Origin of the sequence: Thalassospira xianhensis MCCC 1A02616 (assembly GCF_003326475.1) — a bacterium.
Classification (GTDB): Bacteria; Pseudomonadota; Alphaproteobacteria; order Rhodospirillales; family Thalassospiraceae; genus Thalassospira; species Thalassospira xianhensis.
This window is the reverse complement of the sequence record NZ_JPWA01000009.1, coordinates 49,923-65,768: the sequence shown is the minus strand read 5'-3', so window position 1 is coordinate 65,768 and position 15,846 is coordinate 49,923. Positions and strand designations below refer to the sequence as shown.

At 54.6% G+C, this 15,846-nt stretch carries 15 protein-coding genes; 7 read left to right on the top strand and 8 right to left on the bottom strand.

The annotated features are described in order from the left end of the window. Positions 1-58: 58 nt before the first annotated feature. Both truA and TH5_RS09450 read left to right on the top strand, forming a co-directional pair. Positions 59-805: a tRNA pseudouridine(38-40) synthase TruA gene (truA, locus tag TH5_RS09455; RefSeq protein ID WP_114121656.1), complete on the top strand. Its 747-nt coding sequence runs from the start codon at positions 59-61 to the stop codon at positions 803-805. A gap of 256 nt (positions 806-1,061) precedes the next feature. Continuing rightward, positions 1,062-2,765: a methyl-accepting chemotaxis protein gene (locus tag TH5_RS09450; protein WP_114121655.1), complete on the top strand. Its 1,704-nt coding sequence runs from the start codon at positions 1,062-1,064 to the stop codon at positions 2,763-2,765. Positions 2,766-2,794: 29 nt separating this feature from the next. Here TH5_RS09450 and TH5_RS09445 read toward each other — a convergent pair whose 3' ends face one another. From TH5_RS09445 to TH5_RS09425, 5 genes are all read right to left on the bottom strand, one after another. Further along, a complete protein-coding gene (locus tag TH5_RS09445) occupies positions 2,795-3,520 on the bottom strand; it encodes an LrgB family protein (protein ID WP_114121654.1) in 726 nt (241 codons plus the stop codon). Then, complete coding sequence (locus tag TH5_RS09440) at positions 3,520-3,888, bottom strand: CidA/LrgA family protein (protein ID WP_114121716.1); 369 nt, start codon at positions 3,886-3,888, stop codon at positions 3,520-3,522. Before TH5_RS09440 ends, TH5_RS09445 begins: the two co-directional genes overlap by 1 nt. A gap of 133 nt (positions 3,889-4,021) precedes the next feature. Continuing rightward, complete coding sequence (gene arsC, locus TH5_RS09435; protein ID WP_114121653.1) at positions 4,022-4,363, bottom strand: arsenate reductase (glutaredoxin); 342 nt, start codon at positions 4,361-4,363, stop codon at positions 4,022-4,024. 78 nt (positions 4,364-4,441) lie between these two features. Further along, entirely contained in the window at positions 4,442-5,182 is a 741-nt protein-coding gene (locus TH5_RS09430; RefSeq protein ID WP_114121652.1) for a MauE/DoxX family redox-associated membrane protein, read from the bottom strand. Between the two features lie 149 nt (positions 5,183-5,331). Beyond that, positions 5,332-6,042 (bottom strand): regulatory protein RecX, encoded by a 711-nt coding sequence (locus TH5_RS09425; RefSeq protein WP_114121651.1) that lies wholly within the window; start codon positions 6,040-6,042, stop codon positions 5,332-5,334. A 94-nt stretch (positions 6,043-6,136) separates the two neighbouring features. Between TH5_RS09425 and TH5_RS09420 the strand changes: the two genes are divergently transcribed. The 5 genes from TH5_RS09420 to TH5_RS09400 all read left to right on the top strand — a co-directional run bounded on the left by TH5_RS09420 (position 6,137) and on the right by TH5_RS09400 (position 11,043). After that, the gene (locus tag TH5_RS09420) at positions 6,137-6,931 is read left to right on the top strand and encodes an ABC transporter permease (RefSeq protein WP_037989340.1); all 795 of its coding nucleotides are present in this window, start codon (positions 6,137-6,139) and stop codon (positions 6,929-6,931) included. Between the two features lie 232 nt (positions 6,932-7,163). Next, complete coding sequence (locus TH5_RS09415) at positions 7,164-8,321, top strand: aspartate aminotransferase family protein (protein ID WP_082832766.1); 1,158 nt, start codon at positions 7,164-7,166, stop codon at positions 8,319-8,321. Between the two features lie 11 nt (positions 8,322-8,332). Further along, positions 8,333-9,250, top strand: coding sequence for an ornithine carbamoyltransferase (argF, locus tag TH5_RS09410; RefSeq protein ID WP_037989196.1), 918 nt, complete (start codon positions 8,333-8,335; stop codon positions 9,248-9,250). A 126-nt stretch (positions 9,251-9,376) separates the two neighbouring features. Next, positions 9,377-10,330, top strand: a complete 954-nt coding sequence (hslO, locus tag TH5_RS09405) for an Hsp33 family molecular chaperone HslO (protein WP_114121650.1) — start codon at positions 9,377-9,379, stop codon at positions 10,328-10,330. A gap of 116 nt (positions 10,331-10,446) precedes the next feature. Then, the gene (locus tag TH5_RS09400) at positions 10,447-11,043 is read left to right on the top strand and encodes a hypothetical protein (protein WP_114121649.1); all 597 of its coding nucleotides are present in this window, start codon (positions 10,447-10,449) and stop codon (positions 11,041-11,043) included. Positions 11,044-11,104: 61 nt separating this feature from the next. Here TH5_RS09400 and TH5_RS09395 read toward each other — a convergent pair whose 3' ends face one another. The 3 genes from TH5_RS09395 to acs all read right to left on the bottom strand — a co-directional run bounded on the left by TH5_RS09395 (position 11,105) and on the right by acs (position 15,664). Continuing rightward, positions 11,105-11,959: a universal stress protein gene (locus tag TH5_RS09395; protein WP_114121648.1), complete on the bottom strand. Its 855-nt coding sequence runs from the start codon at positions 11,957-11,959 to the stop codon at positions 11,105-11,107. A gap of 12 nt (positions 11,960-11,971) precedes the next feature. Next, positions 11,972-13,462, bottom strand: a complete 1,491-nt coding sequence (locus TH5_RS09390) for a SulP family inorganic anion transporter (protein WP_114121647.1) — start codon at positions 13,460-13,462, stop codon at positions 11,972-11,974. Between the two features lie 255 nt (positions 13,463-13,717). Then, positions 13,718-15,664 (bottom strand): acetate--CoA ligase, encoded by a 1,947-nt coding sequence (gene acs / locus TH5_RS09385; RefSeq protein ID WP_114121646.1) that lies wholly within the window; start codon positions 15,662-15,664, stop codon positions 13,718-13,720. Between the last annotated feature and the right edge of the window lie 182 nt (positions 15,665-15,846).

Below are 15,846 nucleotides of genomic sequence, written 5' to 3'. Positions count from 1 at the left end.
CATCATGCCCCTCGTTTTCGTTTCCAAGCCCGGCGATAAACCAGCTATAAAGCAGCCCATGCAACGCTATAAATGTACCGTCGAATATGATGGCCGCCCCTATCATGGTTGGCAGTTCCAGGACGAAGTGATTTCGGTTCAGCAGGTCTTTGAGACCGCAATCGAAAAATTCGCAGGTACGTTCGTGCGCGTCCATGTGTCGGGCCGGACCGATGCCGGGGTTCATGCCCTTGGTCAGGTCGTGCATTTTGATCTGCCGAAATACTATCCCGCCGATGTGGTGATGAATGCGCTGAACCATCACCTGAAGCCTGATCCCATTGCGATCAGGAAGTGTGAAGAAGTTACAGAAGACTTCCATGCCCGGTTTTCGTCAAAGAAGCGGTACTACATGTATCGCATCATCAATCGTCGTGCGCCGCTGACATTTGAAGCGGGGCTGGCATGGGGGATATACAAACCCCTTAATATTGAAGCGATGAACGAAGCCGCTCAGCATCTGATCGGTACGTTTGATTTCACTACCTTCCGGGCAACCGACTGTCAGGCCAAAAGTCCGATCAAGACGCTCGAAAAGCTTGAGATCAAGCGCAGCGAGGAAAACCCGATTGATATCCGGGTCTATACCGAAAGCCGTTCATTCCTGCATCATCAGGTCCGCAATATGGTCGGAACTCTTGTCTTGGTGGGCAAGGGCAACTGGAAGCCGATTGACGTCAAAACAGCACTTGAAGCTTGCGATCGCAAGGCAGGCGGGCCAACAGCCCCAGCCGATGGGCTTTATTTCGTCAAAGTCGATTACTGAGCATTCTGTTTTCAGTGAGTCCCGGATTTTCGGCAGTTTTGATCATTTTTTGCACAAATGTTCAGCTGTTTTGATTTTACATTCTTGAACTGCCAAATAAAGATCACCAGATTCCAAAGACATAAGTGCGATTATTAAATCGCTGTAGTGTTGAAGTCTGATCCAGCCTGACTATCGGTCAGGTTTTTGGGTTGTGGGCAGTTATTTGCATTGGTGCCATTGGGCTTGATGCATTGGGGTCAGGGGACGAGTAATTATGTCCAGAAGTATTGTTTTCAAGGTTGCACTGGCAGCCTTGATCATCCTAGTCAGCGGTATCTTCCTGCTTGGCGTGGTTATCATGCAGCGTATTGATCAGCAGGTAAGTGATACCAGCCTGCAATCGCAAAAGCTCAATTTGCGTGTTGCTGCTCTTTTGCTGCAGGATGCCTATCCGGATTTAAAAGTTACTATCGGTTCCGACGGTGAAACAACCAAGCTGGTTATGCCCGAAATTCCGGATCTGTCATCTCACAGCCTGATTGACCGTATCGGAACGGCAACCGGTCAGACGGCAACGGTATTTTCCTGGGTGCCAGCTGAAAAGGACTTTATCCGCGTTTCCACCAACATCATCAAACCTGATGGCCAGCGTGCTGTTGGTACAATGTTGGGCAATGGCAGTGCCGCTTATGCGCCTACAACATCGGGAAAAACATTCCGTGGTGAGGCCGTCATTCTTGGTACCGCCTACGTTACCCAGTATACTCCGATCTTTAATCCGGGCGGGGATGTGATCGGCATTCTGTATGTCGGGATCAAAAAGGCCGAAGTTGCCGAAGTCGCGACCGCTATCGAGCTTCGCATTGCCATTGCCGGTGTTGTTGTTGCCCTGATTGCCGGTGTTCTGCTGGTGGTTCTGCTGCGCTGGCAGCTTGGTCCACTTCATGTTCTGGGCAATACCATTGCCCGGTTTGTTGATCGTGATTTTTCCGGCGATGTTGCCTACACGGCGCGCAAGGATGAAATCGGTGTGATTGCTGATGGTCTTGTTCGGTGGAAAGAAACCGCAGGCCAGATCAAGGAAGCCGAGGAAGCCCGAATTTTGGCGGAAAAACGCAACGAAGATGAACGCGTTCAGCAGCGTAACCGCCTGGCGAAGGAGCTTGAGGAATCTGTCGGGCAGATCGTTTCCTCGGTCCGTCAGGCAACCGAGGGCATGATGCGTTCGACCCGTCAGATGCGGGATTCTGCCGATCATTCGGTTCGCCAAAGCAGCCATGTCAGCGAAGCGGCCAACGAGTCGGCCCGAAGCGTTCAGACTGTTGCCGCCGCAACCGAAGAACTTTCAGCATCGATTACCGGTATCGGAAACCAGGTCGATGAATCGACATCAATCGCTGATACCGCGGTGGGTGAAGCATCGCGGGCCAATGAAATGGTTAGCGGTCTTGCCGATGCGGCAGAACGGATCGGCGAAGTCGTTAGTCTGATTAACGACATTGCGGCCCAGACCAACCTGCTGGCACTAAACGCCACGATTGAGGCCGCCCGTGCCGGCGAGGCAGGCAAAGGCTTTGCCGTTGTTGCGCAGGAAGTCAAAAACCTTGCCAATCAGACGGCCAAGGCGACAGATGAAATCGCCCAGCAGATCGGGGCGATTCAAAGCGAAACCAAACTGACGGTCGAGGCCATTGAAAAAGTGACCCAGACCATCGCGACCATCAACGATATCACCAACGGTATTTCAGCATCTGTTTCCGAACAGAATGCTGCCGTCAGTGAGATCGCCAACAGTGCTGCGACCGCGTCGAGCGGTTCAAGCGAGGTTGTAAGCAATATCGAGGAAATCCATCAGGCCGCAAGCAGCAGCGGTGCTGCCGCAAGCGAGCTTGATACAAATGTCGGTGCCCTGTCAGGGCAGATCGAAACCCTTCACAGAACGGTCTCCGACTTCCTCAAACAGCTACGTGCCGGTTAAGGGTTTTGTGGCTTCGGGTGGGTTTCGACTCACCCGAAGAACCAATGCCACAGGAATGGCAGGGTCAGGGCGGTGGCCAATGTATTTAACCCCATCGCCAATCCTGAAAACGCCCCGGCTGTTTCATTGACCTGAAACGCCCGTGCCGTTCCGATTCCGTGTGCGGCAACCCCCATGGCAAATCCGCGCGCCCGCCAGTCTTTCAATCGGGCCAAATTCATCACCATCGGGCCCAGTGTTGCCCCGACAATGCCGGTTGCGATCACGCAAACCGCAGTCAGGGCCGGGACACCACCAATTTCATCGGCAATACCCATAGCAACCGGTGTCGTGACCGATTTGGGTGCCAGTGACGCCAGTGTTTCCGGGCTGGCCCCAAGGATCCAGGCCAGAACAACTGTGCTGACGCTCGCAACCAGCGATCCAAACAGCACACCGAAAATAATCACCGGCAATGCCCGTTTCAGTGTTTCCATCTGACGAAACAGCGGTACGGCAAGTGCCACCGTCGCCGGACCCAAAAGGAAGTGCACGAACTGTGCCCCTTCGAAATAGGTCGCATAGGGGGTGTCGGTGCTTTCGAGCAGCAACGCAATCAATGCAATGGCGATGACCACCGGATTGCAAACCGGATTGCGGTCGGTTTTCTGATACAGCCAGAACCCGATGGAATAGGCGACAAGCGTAATGGTAAGGCCGGTTAATGGCTTGGTCGAAAGATAAACCCAAAGCTGCGTGATATCTGTCTCGCCCATTATTTTGCGTCCCCGTCGCTAACCGATGCCTTCGGTTTGGGAAGAAGTTTCGACATCAGAAGGGCGGTCAGAACCATCGCAAGCAAGGTGGAAAAAATCAGGGCGGCCGTAATCGGCAACCAGTCCCCACGCAGCCGGTCGAGCTGTGTCACCACACCGACACCGGCCGGAACGAACAGCAGCGAAAAATGGATCAGAAGGTTATCAGCTGCATCGGTCAGAACCTTAGGCGGGTGGCGTTTGACGATCAGTCCGATAAACAAAAGTCCAAGCCCGATCACAGGGCCGGGTACAGGCAGGTCAAACAGTTCCGATATCACCTCGCCAAACAGCTGGCAGACAAGGATCAGGGCAAACGCAGCAATCATCAGCAACCTCCTGACATTTATGTCTTTGGATTAGACATAATGACTTTGCGCCCGTTCGACTTTTATTAATAACGAAAAACGCCCGTGCGGAAATGGCACAGGCGTTTGAAGTCATTCGATATTTCAGGTCGGTCTAAAGGATTTCCAGAACACTTTCCGGCGGTCGTCCAAGGGCGGCCTTGTGGCCATTGACCACAATCGGGCGTTCAATCGCGCGCGGATGGGCACAAAGGGCTTCGATCAACGCGTCACCACGAAGATCGGCAATGCCTTCTTCCTTGGCCTCTTTCTTGCGCAGGATATCTTCTGGGGCCATGCCCAGCATGCCAAGAATTTCTTTTAATTCCTGTGGGGTGGGCGGTGTATCCAGATACTGGATCACGTCGGGGGTAATTCCCTGTTCCTCGATCAGTGCAAGGGTCTGGCGCGACTTGGAACAACGCGGATTGTGATAGATGCGGACCATCATATTCATGGTTCTCCTTCACGCAAAAGGTAGCCTGTATCGGTTCTTTTTAGGGGCTCAATCCCGATTGCACCAGCCCGTTGTTGTCTATTTCACCATCATCCAGATCGCCATGGCGACCATCATGATGTTTTCCGTCAGTGAAATGAAACCAAGCGGAACATTGCTGTCCCCACCGACACAGGCGCATTTGAGGTTGCGTTTATCGATATAAACCGCCTTGAACACCGATACAGCCCCGATTGTCCCGATGAAAAGGGCAACAGGAACGGCAAGCCACATAAGGGCGCCAAAAATCATAAGTACACCTGCCAGTGCCTCACCAAACGGGTAAAGATAGGCATATCGCACCCACCGTTGCGCCAGCAGGTCATAACCCAGAAACATGTTCGAAAAGCTTTCCAGATCCCGAAGCTTCAGGATGGCAAGAATGCACATCGACGTCGCGATGAACCACTCAACCGCCCGAACCGTCAGGAAATCGCCAAATGCGGCCCAGCTAAGGCCCAGCGCCATAAGTGCCGCCATGCCGAAAACGGCAATGACCGGCTGATAGGTAACCGAATTGCCATCATGTACCGGTTTGCCAAAATGTTCGCGCAACTCTTCATAGCCGCCGATGCGTTCCCCATTGATGAAGGTTTGCGGGGTTGTTTCCACATCATGCTTGGTCTGGAAATCATCGGTTTCCGTGCGCGTTGTCAGCCAGTGGTCGTCAACGGCATACCCTTCGCTTTTCAAAAGGTCGCGTGCTTTTAAGCCGAACGGGCAGATATGCTCGTCCATCACCATCCGGTAAAGCGTTGCTTCGCGGGATTGTGCGGTCATGATTTTATCTCTCCGATCCTGGCCTTACGGGGCCTTACGGGCGCGGCAGTATCGCCTACGTCTTATCATGGAACTTGCCGCCACGGCATTTGTTCCACATGTAATGACACAAGCGTTTTTCCGATGACCGGAAACCGTGCGGGACGGCATCAAATCCCGTCAATCATGGATAACAGATCGTTCAGGTGATCCAGATCGCCATCAATGATCCGGGTGGCGGTGTCATAGCCAAACCCCTGCCGTGCAAGTGCGGCCAGATCCTTGTCGCGTTTTTCATCGCGCTGGTCAGGTCGACGAAATGGTCCAAGCCGACGGCGCCGGGCATAAGCCGCGGCGGCGGCAAGGTTGGGATCGGTGCCCCGGATATCGTCATAGGCCGCCTGATCGGCTTCCTGCCTGAGGTCGGTGATGGTGTCATCAATCATGTCTGATGCTATGCCGCGTGCATTCAGATCGGCGGCGATAACCCGCATGGCTTTGCCTTTACGCAAAAGCGACCTTGCACGTCCCTTGGCATAGGCAGTGTCATTGATAAATCCGGCATTCTCACAAATGTTCAGAACGCTTTTCATCCATTCTTCGGCTTCTTGCGGATCGGTGCCATATTCCGCAACCGAAATCCTGATCTTACCACGCATCAGTTTTTCAAGCCGGGCACGTGATGCGGCAAAGCGTTCCAGATACCAGGTAGCATAATTCATCAGATAGTCGCGCGTTACCCGGCGCGGCTTTTTGGGTTCGCGCGGGTTGCGATCTTTGCCTTTGGCGGCACTTTTGCGGGAAAAACTGGCGTTACCGCCAAATTTTTCCGCCTTGCTGTCAGGCGCTAAATCACTGCGGTTTTCGTGTGATTCTTTCATTTCATCCAATGCTGATCAATACGCACCCTTGCACTTGATGCCCAACTCTCCCTATTTTACCGGCAATTGTCTGCATTTTTCCGAAGGATTTTTCATGCAAGAGCTAGCACCGCGTCAAATGGGCGCGATCAACTGGCTCGGTCTGTGGACGCTTTATGCCAAGGAAGTGCGACGTTTTCTAAACGTCCATTTGCAAACCATCGGCGCACCGGTGGTTACCAGCCTGTTATTCATGGCGGTCTTCCTTCTGGCTCTCGGGCGCGCGGTCGAGACGGTAAACGGCGTTCCTTTCGCCACCTTCCTTGCCCCCGGTCTGGTCATGATGACCATGGCCCAGAATGCGTTTGCGAACACATCGAGCTCCATCATCATCTCAAAGGTACAGGGCAATATTGTCGATGTTCTGATGCCGCCGCTTTCGGCCGGTGAAATGGTTGCCGGTTTTGCATTCGGTGCGGTGACGCGCGGGATTATGGTTGGTGTTGCCACCACCATTGTCATGGCGTTCTTTGTTGATGTCGGCATCCACAATATCTGGGCGATCCTGTATTTCGGGATTTCGGCGTCGCTGATGTTGTCGCTTCTGGGTATTGCCGGTGGTGTATGGTCCGAGAAATTCGACCATATCGCGGTTGTCACCAACTTTGTCATTACCCCGCTTTCTTTCCTGTCGGGCACATTCTATAGCGCCGAAAACCTGCCCGAAGCTGGCAAGGTACTGGTCCATTACAACCCGTTCTTCTACATGATTGACGGGTTCCGCTATGGCTTTACCGGGGTTTCGGACGGCACGGTAATGACCGGAGTTGTGGTCTTGGCCGTGGTCAACGTCCTGCTTTGGATTCTGTGCTATCGCATGATCAAAAGCGGCTACAAGCTTAAGGCCTGATCGCCAAAACAGCGCGGTTTTCAGCATTAAATTCCGTTTAAGGGCAGCATTCCGCATCGGATGCTGCTCTTTTTCATATCAGCCCTGTTCGTATACGGGGTTTTGCGTCGTTGACAGAGGTCAGGAATCTCTTGATACTCCGCGGCTTCCCGGTATTCTGCCGGAACTGACCTTCTGGTCAGGAATGATTTTTTACCCCTGATTGAGGAATGAAGAAGTGATTACTCCCGTCATGCCGACCTACGCGCGGGCCGATCTGGCCTTTGAGAAAGGTGAAGGACCTTATCTCTATGCGCAGGATGGCCGACGATTCCTCGATTTCGGGTCGGGTATTGCGGTGAATACCCTTGGCCACGCGCATCCGCATCTGGTCGAAGCCCTGACCGAACAGGCGAAAAAGGTTTGGCATACGTCGAACCTGTACCGGATTCCGGGGCAGGAAAAACTGGCGGCACGTCTGGTTGAAAATACCTTTGCCGACACGGTGTTCTTCTGTAACTCCGGGGCGGAGGCCAACGAGGCCGGCATCAAGATGCTGCGCCGCTACCAGTATGTCAGCGGTCACGCCGAAAAGAACCGGATTCTGGTGGCAACCAATGCCTTCCACGGTCGGACGCTTGGTACCCTGACCGCCGGTTATAGCGATAAATACCGCGAGGGCTTTGGCCCGATGCCTGATGGTTTTGATCGTGTGGCATTTGGCAATCTGAACGAATTGCGCGATGCGATCACGCCTGAGACCGCAGGTATTCTGGTCGAACCGATCCAGGGCGAAGGCGGTATCTGCAAGGCCCCCGAAGGTTACCTTGAAGGTCTGCGAAAGGCGGCTGACGAATTCGGCCTGCTTGTGATGTTTGACGAGGTCCAGACCGGCGTTGGCCGTACGGGCAAGCTTTATGCCTATGAATGGTCGGACATGAAGCCCGATCTGATTTCATCGGCCAAGGGGCTTGGCGGTGGTTTCCCGGTTGGCGCGTTGCTGGCGACCGAACGCGCGGCACAGGCATTGCCTGCGGGGATGCATGGCACGACCTTTGGCGGCAATCCGCTTGCCATGGCAGCGGCCAATGCGGTTCTTGACGTCATCCTTAAACCCGGTTTCATGGACAATGTTCTTGCCATGAGCCAGTTGATCCGTGACGGCCTTGCGGCCATTGCCCGAAAACATCCGGGCTTTATTGCGGAAGTTCGTGGCATGGGCCTGCTTTTGGGCATGAAAACCGTGCCGACCAATGTTGATGTTGTCGCAAAACTGCGTGAACTGGGTCTTTTGACCGTTCCGGCAGGTGACAATGTGGTGCGTCTGTTGCCGCCGCTTAACATCACCAAAACCCATGTCGACGAGGCGCTGGCAGCAATCGATGCCGCCGCGGCAGCCTTGGCGCAGTAAGGAAGACTAAAATGACTGATATCAGGCACTTTCTCGATCTCGACAAATTGTCGGCGGGAACGCTGAACGATATTCTTGAACTTGGAGCGGTGGAAAAGGCAGGCAAGGCACCGTTTGGTGATAAGCCGCTGGCGGGCAAAACCCTTGCCCTGATTTTTGAAAAACCATCGACCCGTACACGTGTGTCTTTCGAAGTCGGCATGCGACAGCTTGGCGGTGACGTTGTGATCCTTGATGCCGCAAGTTCGCAACTTGGTCGCGGGGAAACCATTGCCGATACCGCGCGTGTCCTGTCGCGGTTCGTCGATGCGATCATGATCCGTACCACGGACGAATCGAAACTGCTGGAACTGGCGAAATATGCCACCGTTCCGGTGATCAATGGCCTGACCGATCAAAGCCATCCCTGCCAGATCATGGCCGACCTTATGACCGTCAAGGAACACAAGGGACGCCTTGAAGGACTTAAATTCGCTTGGGTCGGGGATGGCAACAATGTTTCGGCGTCCTTTATTCATGCGTCGCCGAAATTCGGGTTCTCGCTTGATATGGCCTGCCCGGCGGGGTATCGCCCCAATCAGGGTCTGATCGAAACCGCCAATGCCGAGGGTGGCAAGGTCCGCATGACCGATATGGACAGTGCGCTGGACGGGGCCGACGTTATCGTTACCGATTGCTGGGTTTCGATGGGGGACGATGATGCCGATGCCCGCATGGAAGCATTGGCGCCCTATCAGGTCAATTCCGCCGCAATGGCAAAGGCAAACAAGGATGCGATCTTCATGCATTGCCTGCCTGCCCATCGTAACGAAGAAGTCACCGACGATGTGATCGACGGGCCGCAATCGGTGGTGTTTGACGAAGCCGAAAACCGTCTGCATGCGCAGAAAGGGGTTCTGCTATACTGCTTTAATGGCTTGCCTTCCTGACGGTGCAGACTAAATAGGCATCAGAATTTCGGGGCGGACAGTGATGTTCGCCCCTTTGCTTTGCTGGACATCCACGGGTATCAGTTGCTATACGCCCCGGAACACCTAAAAACGCGGAACCCGAAAATGCAGATCGCTGTCGATTTTTGTCAGCCCTTCACGCTGGATCATTCCAATATTCGCGGCCGTTTCGCCCGGCTTGGCCCGACGGTGCAGACCATCATCGGTCAACACAGCTATCCACCGCTTGCAAATCATCTGCTCGGCGAGATTATCGGGCTGGCTGTCCTGCTGTCCTCGGCGCTGAAATACGAAGGCCTGTTCACCCTTCAGACTTCCTCGGATGGTCCGATTGGCATGATGGTTGTCGACGTTGATAGTGATGGCAACATTCGCGCCTGTGCGCGTGTTGACGAAGACCGCCTCAGCACCATGATTGCAGCCGAAGACGGCGGTGAAGACGCCCTGCGCGGACAGGTGCACAAGCTGATGGGGCATGGCCACATCGCTTTCACCGTGGACCAGGGCGGTGATCATGAACGCTATCAGGGTATTGTCTCGCTTGAAGGTGATACGCTTGCGGAATGTGCCGAGGCCTATTTCCGTCAGTCCGAACAGATCGAAGCTTCCTTCAAGCTTGACGTCCATCAGGGCGAACAGGCCAATGACTGGTGGGTTGGCGGTCTGTTCCTGCAGCGTCTTCCGGCCAGTGCTTCGGGCGATGCGGCAACCCCGGAAGAAGCCGAAAAAATCACCGAGGACTGGAACCGCTCCAAGATCCTGATGGCAAGTGCGACCGAAAACGAACTGGTCGATATTTCGCTATCCGCGCATGACCTGATCTGGCGTCTGTTCCATGACGAAGAACCGCGCGTGTTTGATCAGACGGCGTTGCAGTTCAAATGCCGTTGCTCGCGCCAGAAGATCGAAGGTGCGCTTGTGTCCTATCCGCTTGAGGAACTTCTGGACATGCGCGAACCCGATAGCGGCGAAGTCGCGGTTTCCTGCCAGTTCTGCAACACGCGCTATGGCTTTAACGAGGCCGACCTGCGTGCGCTTAAATCCGGCGATGACGCATAAGTTGCTGCATCGGCGCGGTTTTTGATTGTCACAGCCTTGCCTTAATCATCAAGCAACGTCACCATGCCCACACAAAGGTATGGTGGCGTTTTTATTTGAGGCAGGAGAAAGACTTGATGAAGGCATTGTCCATCAATGGAATGCGCGTGGCCCTGGCGGGTGCAGTTGTTGCCCTTCTGGCGGCCTGTACCAGCGCACCGGTGCAGACCTATCCCGATGTGACCTGGCGCCATCTTGATCCGATTGTATTTGCAGCCGGGCCAATTGAAAAAGTGGCGGCCTATCCGGCCGGGGGTGACAACAACCTTGAAAGCTATCTGCCGTTCAGCCTTGGCAAGATGGCGATGAACTGGCCCGACGACCGCATCCAGACGGCAGGCACCAGTGACATTCTGCGTTATAGCGTGACCGAGGCATCCATCACCTCAAACGCGCTTAAAACCACCAAGGGTTTTTCGGGCGTCTTTACCGATGATCAGTCCGAAAAGGTCGAAATGAAAGTTTCCGCCAAGCTTGAGGTTCTTGATCCGAATGGCACCCAGAAGGGCGAAGTTGCCGCAACCGCGGTTCGCACCCGGACCCTTGCGGAATCGATGTCCGTGGCCGAACGTGAAAAGGCGGTTTATGATGAAACCGCAACGCTCCTGATGGACCTTGATCGCGAGCTCGAACGCCAGATCAACGCCAATTTCGGGCGTTTCCTGTTGCGCTAAGTTCCGGTATCCATATTGCTATACCAAAAGCCCGGCAGGGAAACTGCCGGGCTTTTGATCATTAACGGAACATCATTACCGGCACCTGACAGGACCGGACCATTTCGGTGGTGGTGCTGCCAATGATCAGGTTGCGGATGCGCGAATGGCCATAGGCGCCCATGACCAGAAGATCAATATTATCGCTTTCAATGCGGTTTTTAATCACGTCTTCCGGGTCACCGGCTTCGAAACCGGCCTTGACCTCGTAGCCCGCCTTGCGCAGAAGGGCTGCTGCGTCATCAAGCTTTTCCTGAAGGCTGTCAGTTGGTTTGCCAACGCATAGCAAAACGCATGGAAGCCCTAAAAAAAGCTTGCCGTTCGCAATATGGCGTACCGCCTTCATCGCACTTTCACCACCATCAAACGCAATAAGGAACTTGTTGATCGGTTTGAACGTGCGCGATGCGACCAGAACCGGTTTGGTCGCAGACCGGACAACCCGTTCAAGATTTGACCCCAGATGCAATTTGGCAAAATCGGCGGCCTCGCCGCGCTTGCCAATCACGATCAGGTCGGCATCGCCTTCAAACTCACCAATCGCATCAATCAGATCGCCATGGCGAAGCTTGGTCGAAACCGATGAAAGTCCGGCTTCTTCAAGGCCCGATTTGGCTTCTTCAAGTAGCAAACGACCGCGTTTCAGCTCCAGCTTGGCCTTCTGTTCATCAAGGTCGGCCAGTTCCTGCAAAAGGGCGGTGCGAGCACCAAGTTTCAGGTTGCCGCTAAGATCGGCGGGTTCAGCGCCCACGCCCCGACGGCCCAGGACATGCATCAGTTCAACCGATGCTGCCGTCCGTTCCGCCACCCAGCGGGACAGATCGCGTACACTTTGCGAATAGCCCGATCCATCGATCAGTGCGATCAGATGTGTCATTGAACGTTCCCCTTAGTGGCCCATCAGGCGTTCAAGCGCGCCGGGCTTGTCATGGATTGCCAGCTTATCAACAATTGTCTCGCTGGCTTCATTGAGACCGATCAACTCGACCTCGGCCCCTTCACGGCGGAATTTCAGCACGACCATGTCAAGAGCTGAAACGCTTGAGATGTCCCAGATATGGGCATGGCTGACATCAATCGTAACTTTATCAAGTGCCTCGCGGAAATCGAATGCCTTGGTGAAATCCTCGACCGAGGCAAAGAAAATCTGCCCGCGCACTTCATAGGTCCGCTGCATGCCATCGGCTGAAAGCGTGCTGGTAACCCGGAAGATCTGCGCGATTTTCCATGCAAAGAATATCCCGGAAAGCAAAACACCGATCAGAACGCCAATTGCAAGGTTATGTGTGCCGACCACGGTCACAACGGTTGCCAGCATCACGATGGATGAACTGCGCGGATGTTCGCGCAGGTTTTTGATCGAAGACCAGCTGAATGTCCCGATCGATACCATGATCATGATCGCGACAAGGGCGGCCATCGGAATGATCGCCACCAGATCGCCCAGAACCACAATCAGGATCAGAAGGAAAATACCGGCAAGGAAGGTCGAAAGGCGGCACCGCCCGCCCGATTTCACATTGATTACCGACTGGCCGATCATCGCACAACCGGCCATGCCACCGATGAAACCGGTAAAGAAGTTGGCAATCCCCTGGCCATAGCATTCGCGGATGCGGTTCGATGGTGTATCGGTCAGCTCGTCCACGATCTGTGCCGTCATCAGGCTTTCCAGAAGCCCGACTGCCGCCACCGCCGCCGAATAGGGCAGAATGATTAGGAACGTATCAAGGTTCAGCGGCACATTGGGCAGGTAAATCGCCGGGAAGGCATCGGGCAGCGCGCCCATATCGCCGACCGTGCGCAGATCACCATCGATAAACAGGGACAGGATCGTCAGAACGATAATGCAGATCAATGGCGAGGGGACAATTTTCGTGATCCGCGGGAACAGGTAAATAATCGCAAGGCCGCCTGCGACCATCACATATGTCATGTAACTGACACCGGTCAGTTCCGGCAATTGCGCCATGAAAATCAGGATGGCAAGCGCGTTAACAAAGCCCGTCATCACCGATTTCGAGACAAACCGCATCAGGTTTCCAAGTCGAAGCGCCCCGGCCAGCATCTGGATCACCCCGGCAAGCACGGTTGCCGCCAGCAGGTAATCAAGCCCGTGATCGCGTACAAGCGATCCCATCAGCACGGCGGTTGCCGCAGTGGCAGCCGAAATCATGCCTGGGCGTCCGCCAAAGATCGCGGTAATCACCGCAATCGAAAAGGATGCATAAAGCCCGACCTTGGGATCGACCCCGGCGATGATGGAAAACGCAATGGCTTCGGGGATCAGGGCAAGCGCGACCACAAGCCCTGAAAGCACATCACCACGGATATTGCCAAGCCATTCGGCCCGCAAACGCGGAAGGAAATCGGTATTCACAGAATTTCTCCGTATCAAACAGCCCAGTCTGTCCCCGGGGCTGGAGTGTCATCTGGCGGCATGAAAGCCGTCCCTAACGGTCAGTGTTGCAATGCAGAAGGTGTACCTATACCAATTTAAAATATGGCACAACCGGAGGGGGCGTGATCTTTGCCGGGCATTTTGTGCAAAACCCAGTCTGGAACGGAAAAACCCGCCGGAATAGCGGCGGGTTTTGTCCTGAAGTTCTGATCTCTGCGATTTAGGCAGATCAGACTATTTCCGGTTCTGGCGGTTTTCGATCAGATCATCAACCACGCCCGGATCGGCAAGGGTCGATGTATCGCCAAGCTGGTCATATTCGTTGGCGGCAATCTTGCGCAGGATACGGCGCATGATTTTGCCCGAACGGGTTTTCGGAAGACCCGGTGACCACTGGATATAATCGGGGCTGGCAATCGGGCCGATTTCCTTGCGCACCCATTTGACCAATTCGGCTCGTAGCTCGTCGGTCGGTTCTTCACCGGCATTAAGCGTGACATAGGCATAGATGCCCTGACCCTTGATATCGTGCGGAACGCCGACCACTGCGGCCTCGGCCACCTTAGAATGTGCGACCAGCGCACTTTCAACCTCGGCAGTGCCCATGCGATGACCCGAAACGTTGATCACGTCATCAACGCGGCCGGTGATCCAGTAATAGCCATCCTCGTCCCGTCGTGCACCGTCGCCGGTGGTATAGACATTGGCGAATGTGCTGAAATAGGTCTGGATAAACCGTTCATGGTCACCATAAACCGTGCGCATCTGACCCGGCCAACTATCCTTGATCACAAGGTTGCCATCGGTTGCGCCGGTCAGTTCCTTGCCTTCATTATCCAGAAGGGCCGGTTCAACACCAAAGAACGGCAAGGTTGCCGAACCTGGTTTAAGGTCGGTTGCACCCGGAAGCGGCGTAATCAGGATGCCGCCGGTTTCGGTCTGCCACCAGGTATCAACAATCGGGCAATTCCGCTTGCCGACATGCTCGTGATACCATTCCCAGGCTTCGGGGTTGATCGGTTCGCCCACCGAGCCGAGGATGCGCAAGCTCGAAAGATCGGCTTTGTTCACAAAGCTTTCGCCTTCGCGCATCAGCGCACGGATCGCGGTTGGCGCGGTATAGAAGATATTGACCTTGTGCTTCTCGCACACCTGCCAGAAACGCGATGCATCCGGATAGCTTGGCACACCTTCAAACATCAGGGTCGTCGCCCCGTTGGCAAGCGGCCCGTAAACGATATAGCTGTGCCCGGTGACCCAGCCGACATCGGCCGTGCACCAGTAAATATCACCCTCGTGATAATCAAAGACATACTGATGGGTCATCGACGCATAAACAAGGTAACCGCCCGACGTATGCAGAACGCCCTTCGGCTTGCCGGTCGAACCCGAGGTATAGAGAACGAAAAGGGGGTCTTCGGCATTGACCTCGGTCGGCGGGCAATCAGGCGATGCTGCCTCGCAAACCTCGTGATACCAGACGTCGCGCGCATCGTTCCATGCGATGTCCTTACCGGTATGCTTGACGACAACAAGCTTTTCGACGGATTTGACACCCGGATGCGAAAGCGCTTCGTCCGCATTGCGTTTCAGCGGCACACCGCGCCCGCCACGAAGGCCCTCGTCCGAGGTGATGACAACCTTTGCACCGCAATCTTCAACGCGTCCTGCCAGTGCTTCGGGCGAAAAGCCACCAAACACGATGGAATGGATCGCACCGATGCGTGCGCAGGCCAGCATCGAAACCGCCGCGGCCGGGATCATCGGCAGGTAAATGACAACGCGGTCGCCCTTGCCCACGCCCATCGATTTAAGCGCGTTGGCAAACCGGCAGACACGTTCATGCAGGTCTTTATAGGTGATATGTTCGGAAACGGACGGATCGTCGCCTTCGAAAATGATCGCGGTCTGGTCACCGCGCTTCGCCAGATGACGATCAAGGCAGTTGGCTGCAACGTTCAGCGTGCCGTCTTCATACCACTTGATATAAAGGTCTTTGGCATCAAAGCTGACATTTTTGACCTTGGTAAACGGCTTGATCCAGTCGATGCGCTTGCCGTGTTCGCCCCAGAAGCCTTCGGGATCTTCGACCGACTGCTTGTACATGGCGTCGTATTTTGCCTTGTCGATCAGCGCGCCCTTCGCGATGTCGTTGGAGACGGGATAAACGTTCGCAGACATATGTGGCCTCTTGTTCGTTTCCTGTTGTCTGTACGCTCGTACCGGTCACCTGCCCGCTGAAAGGTCTTTGGGCCGGTACGATATTCTTGTGCGTGCCAGATGCCGATTTTTGCAGTTGCAATGACAGTTATTACAACTGGTGCAGGACAACCGAACGGGCGATGCAAGATCAGCCGGACGGC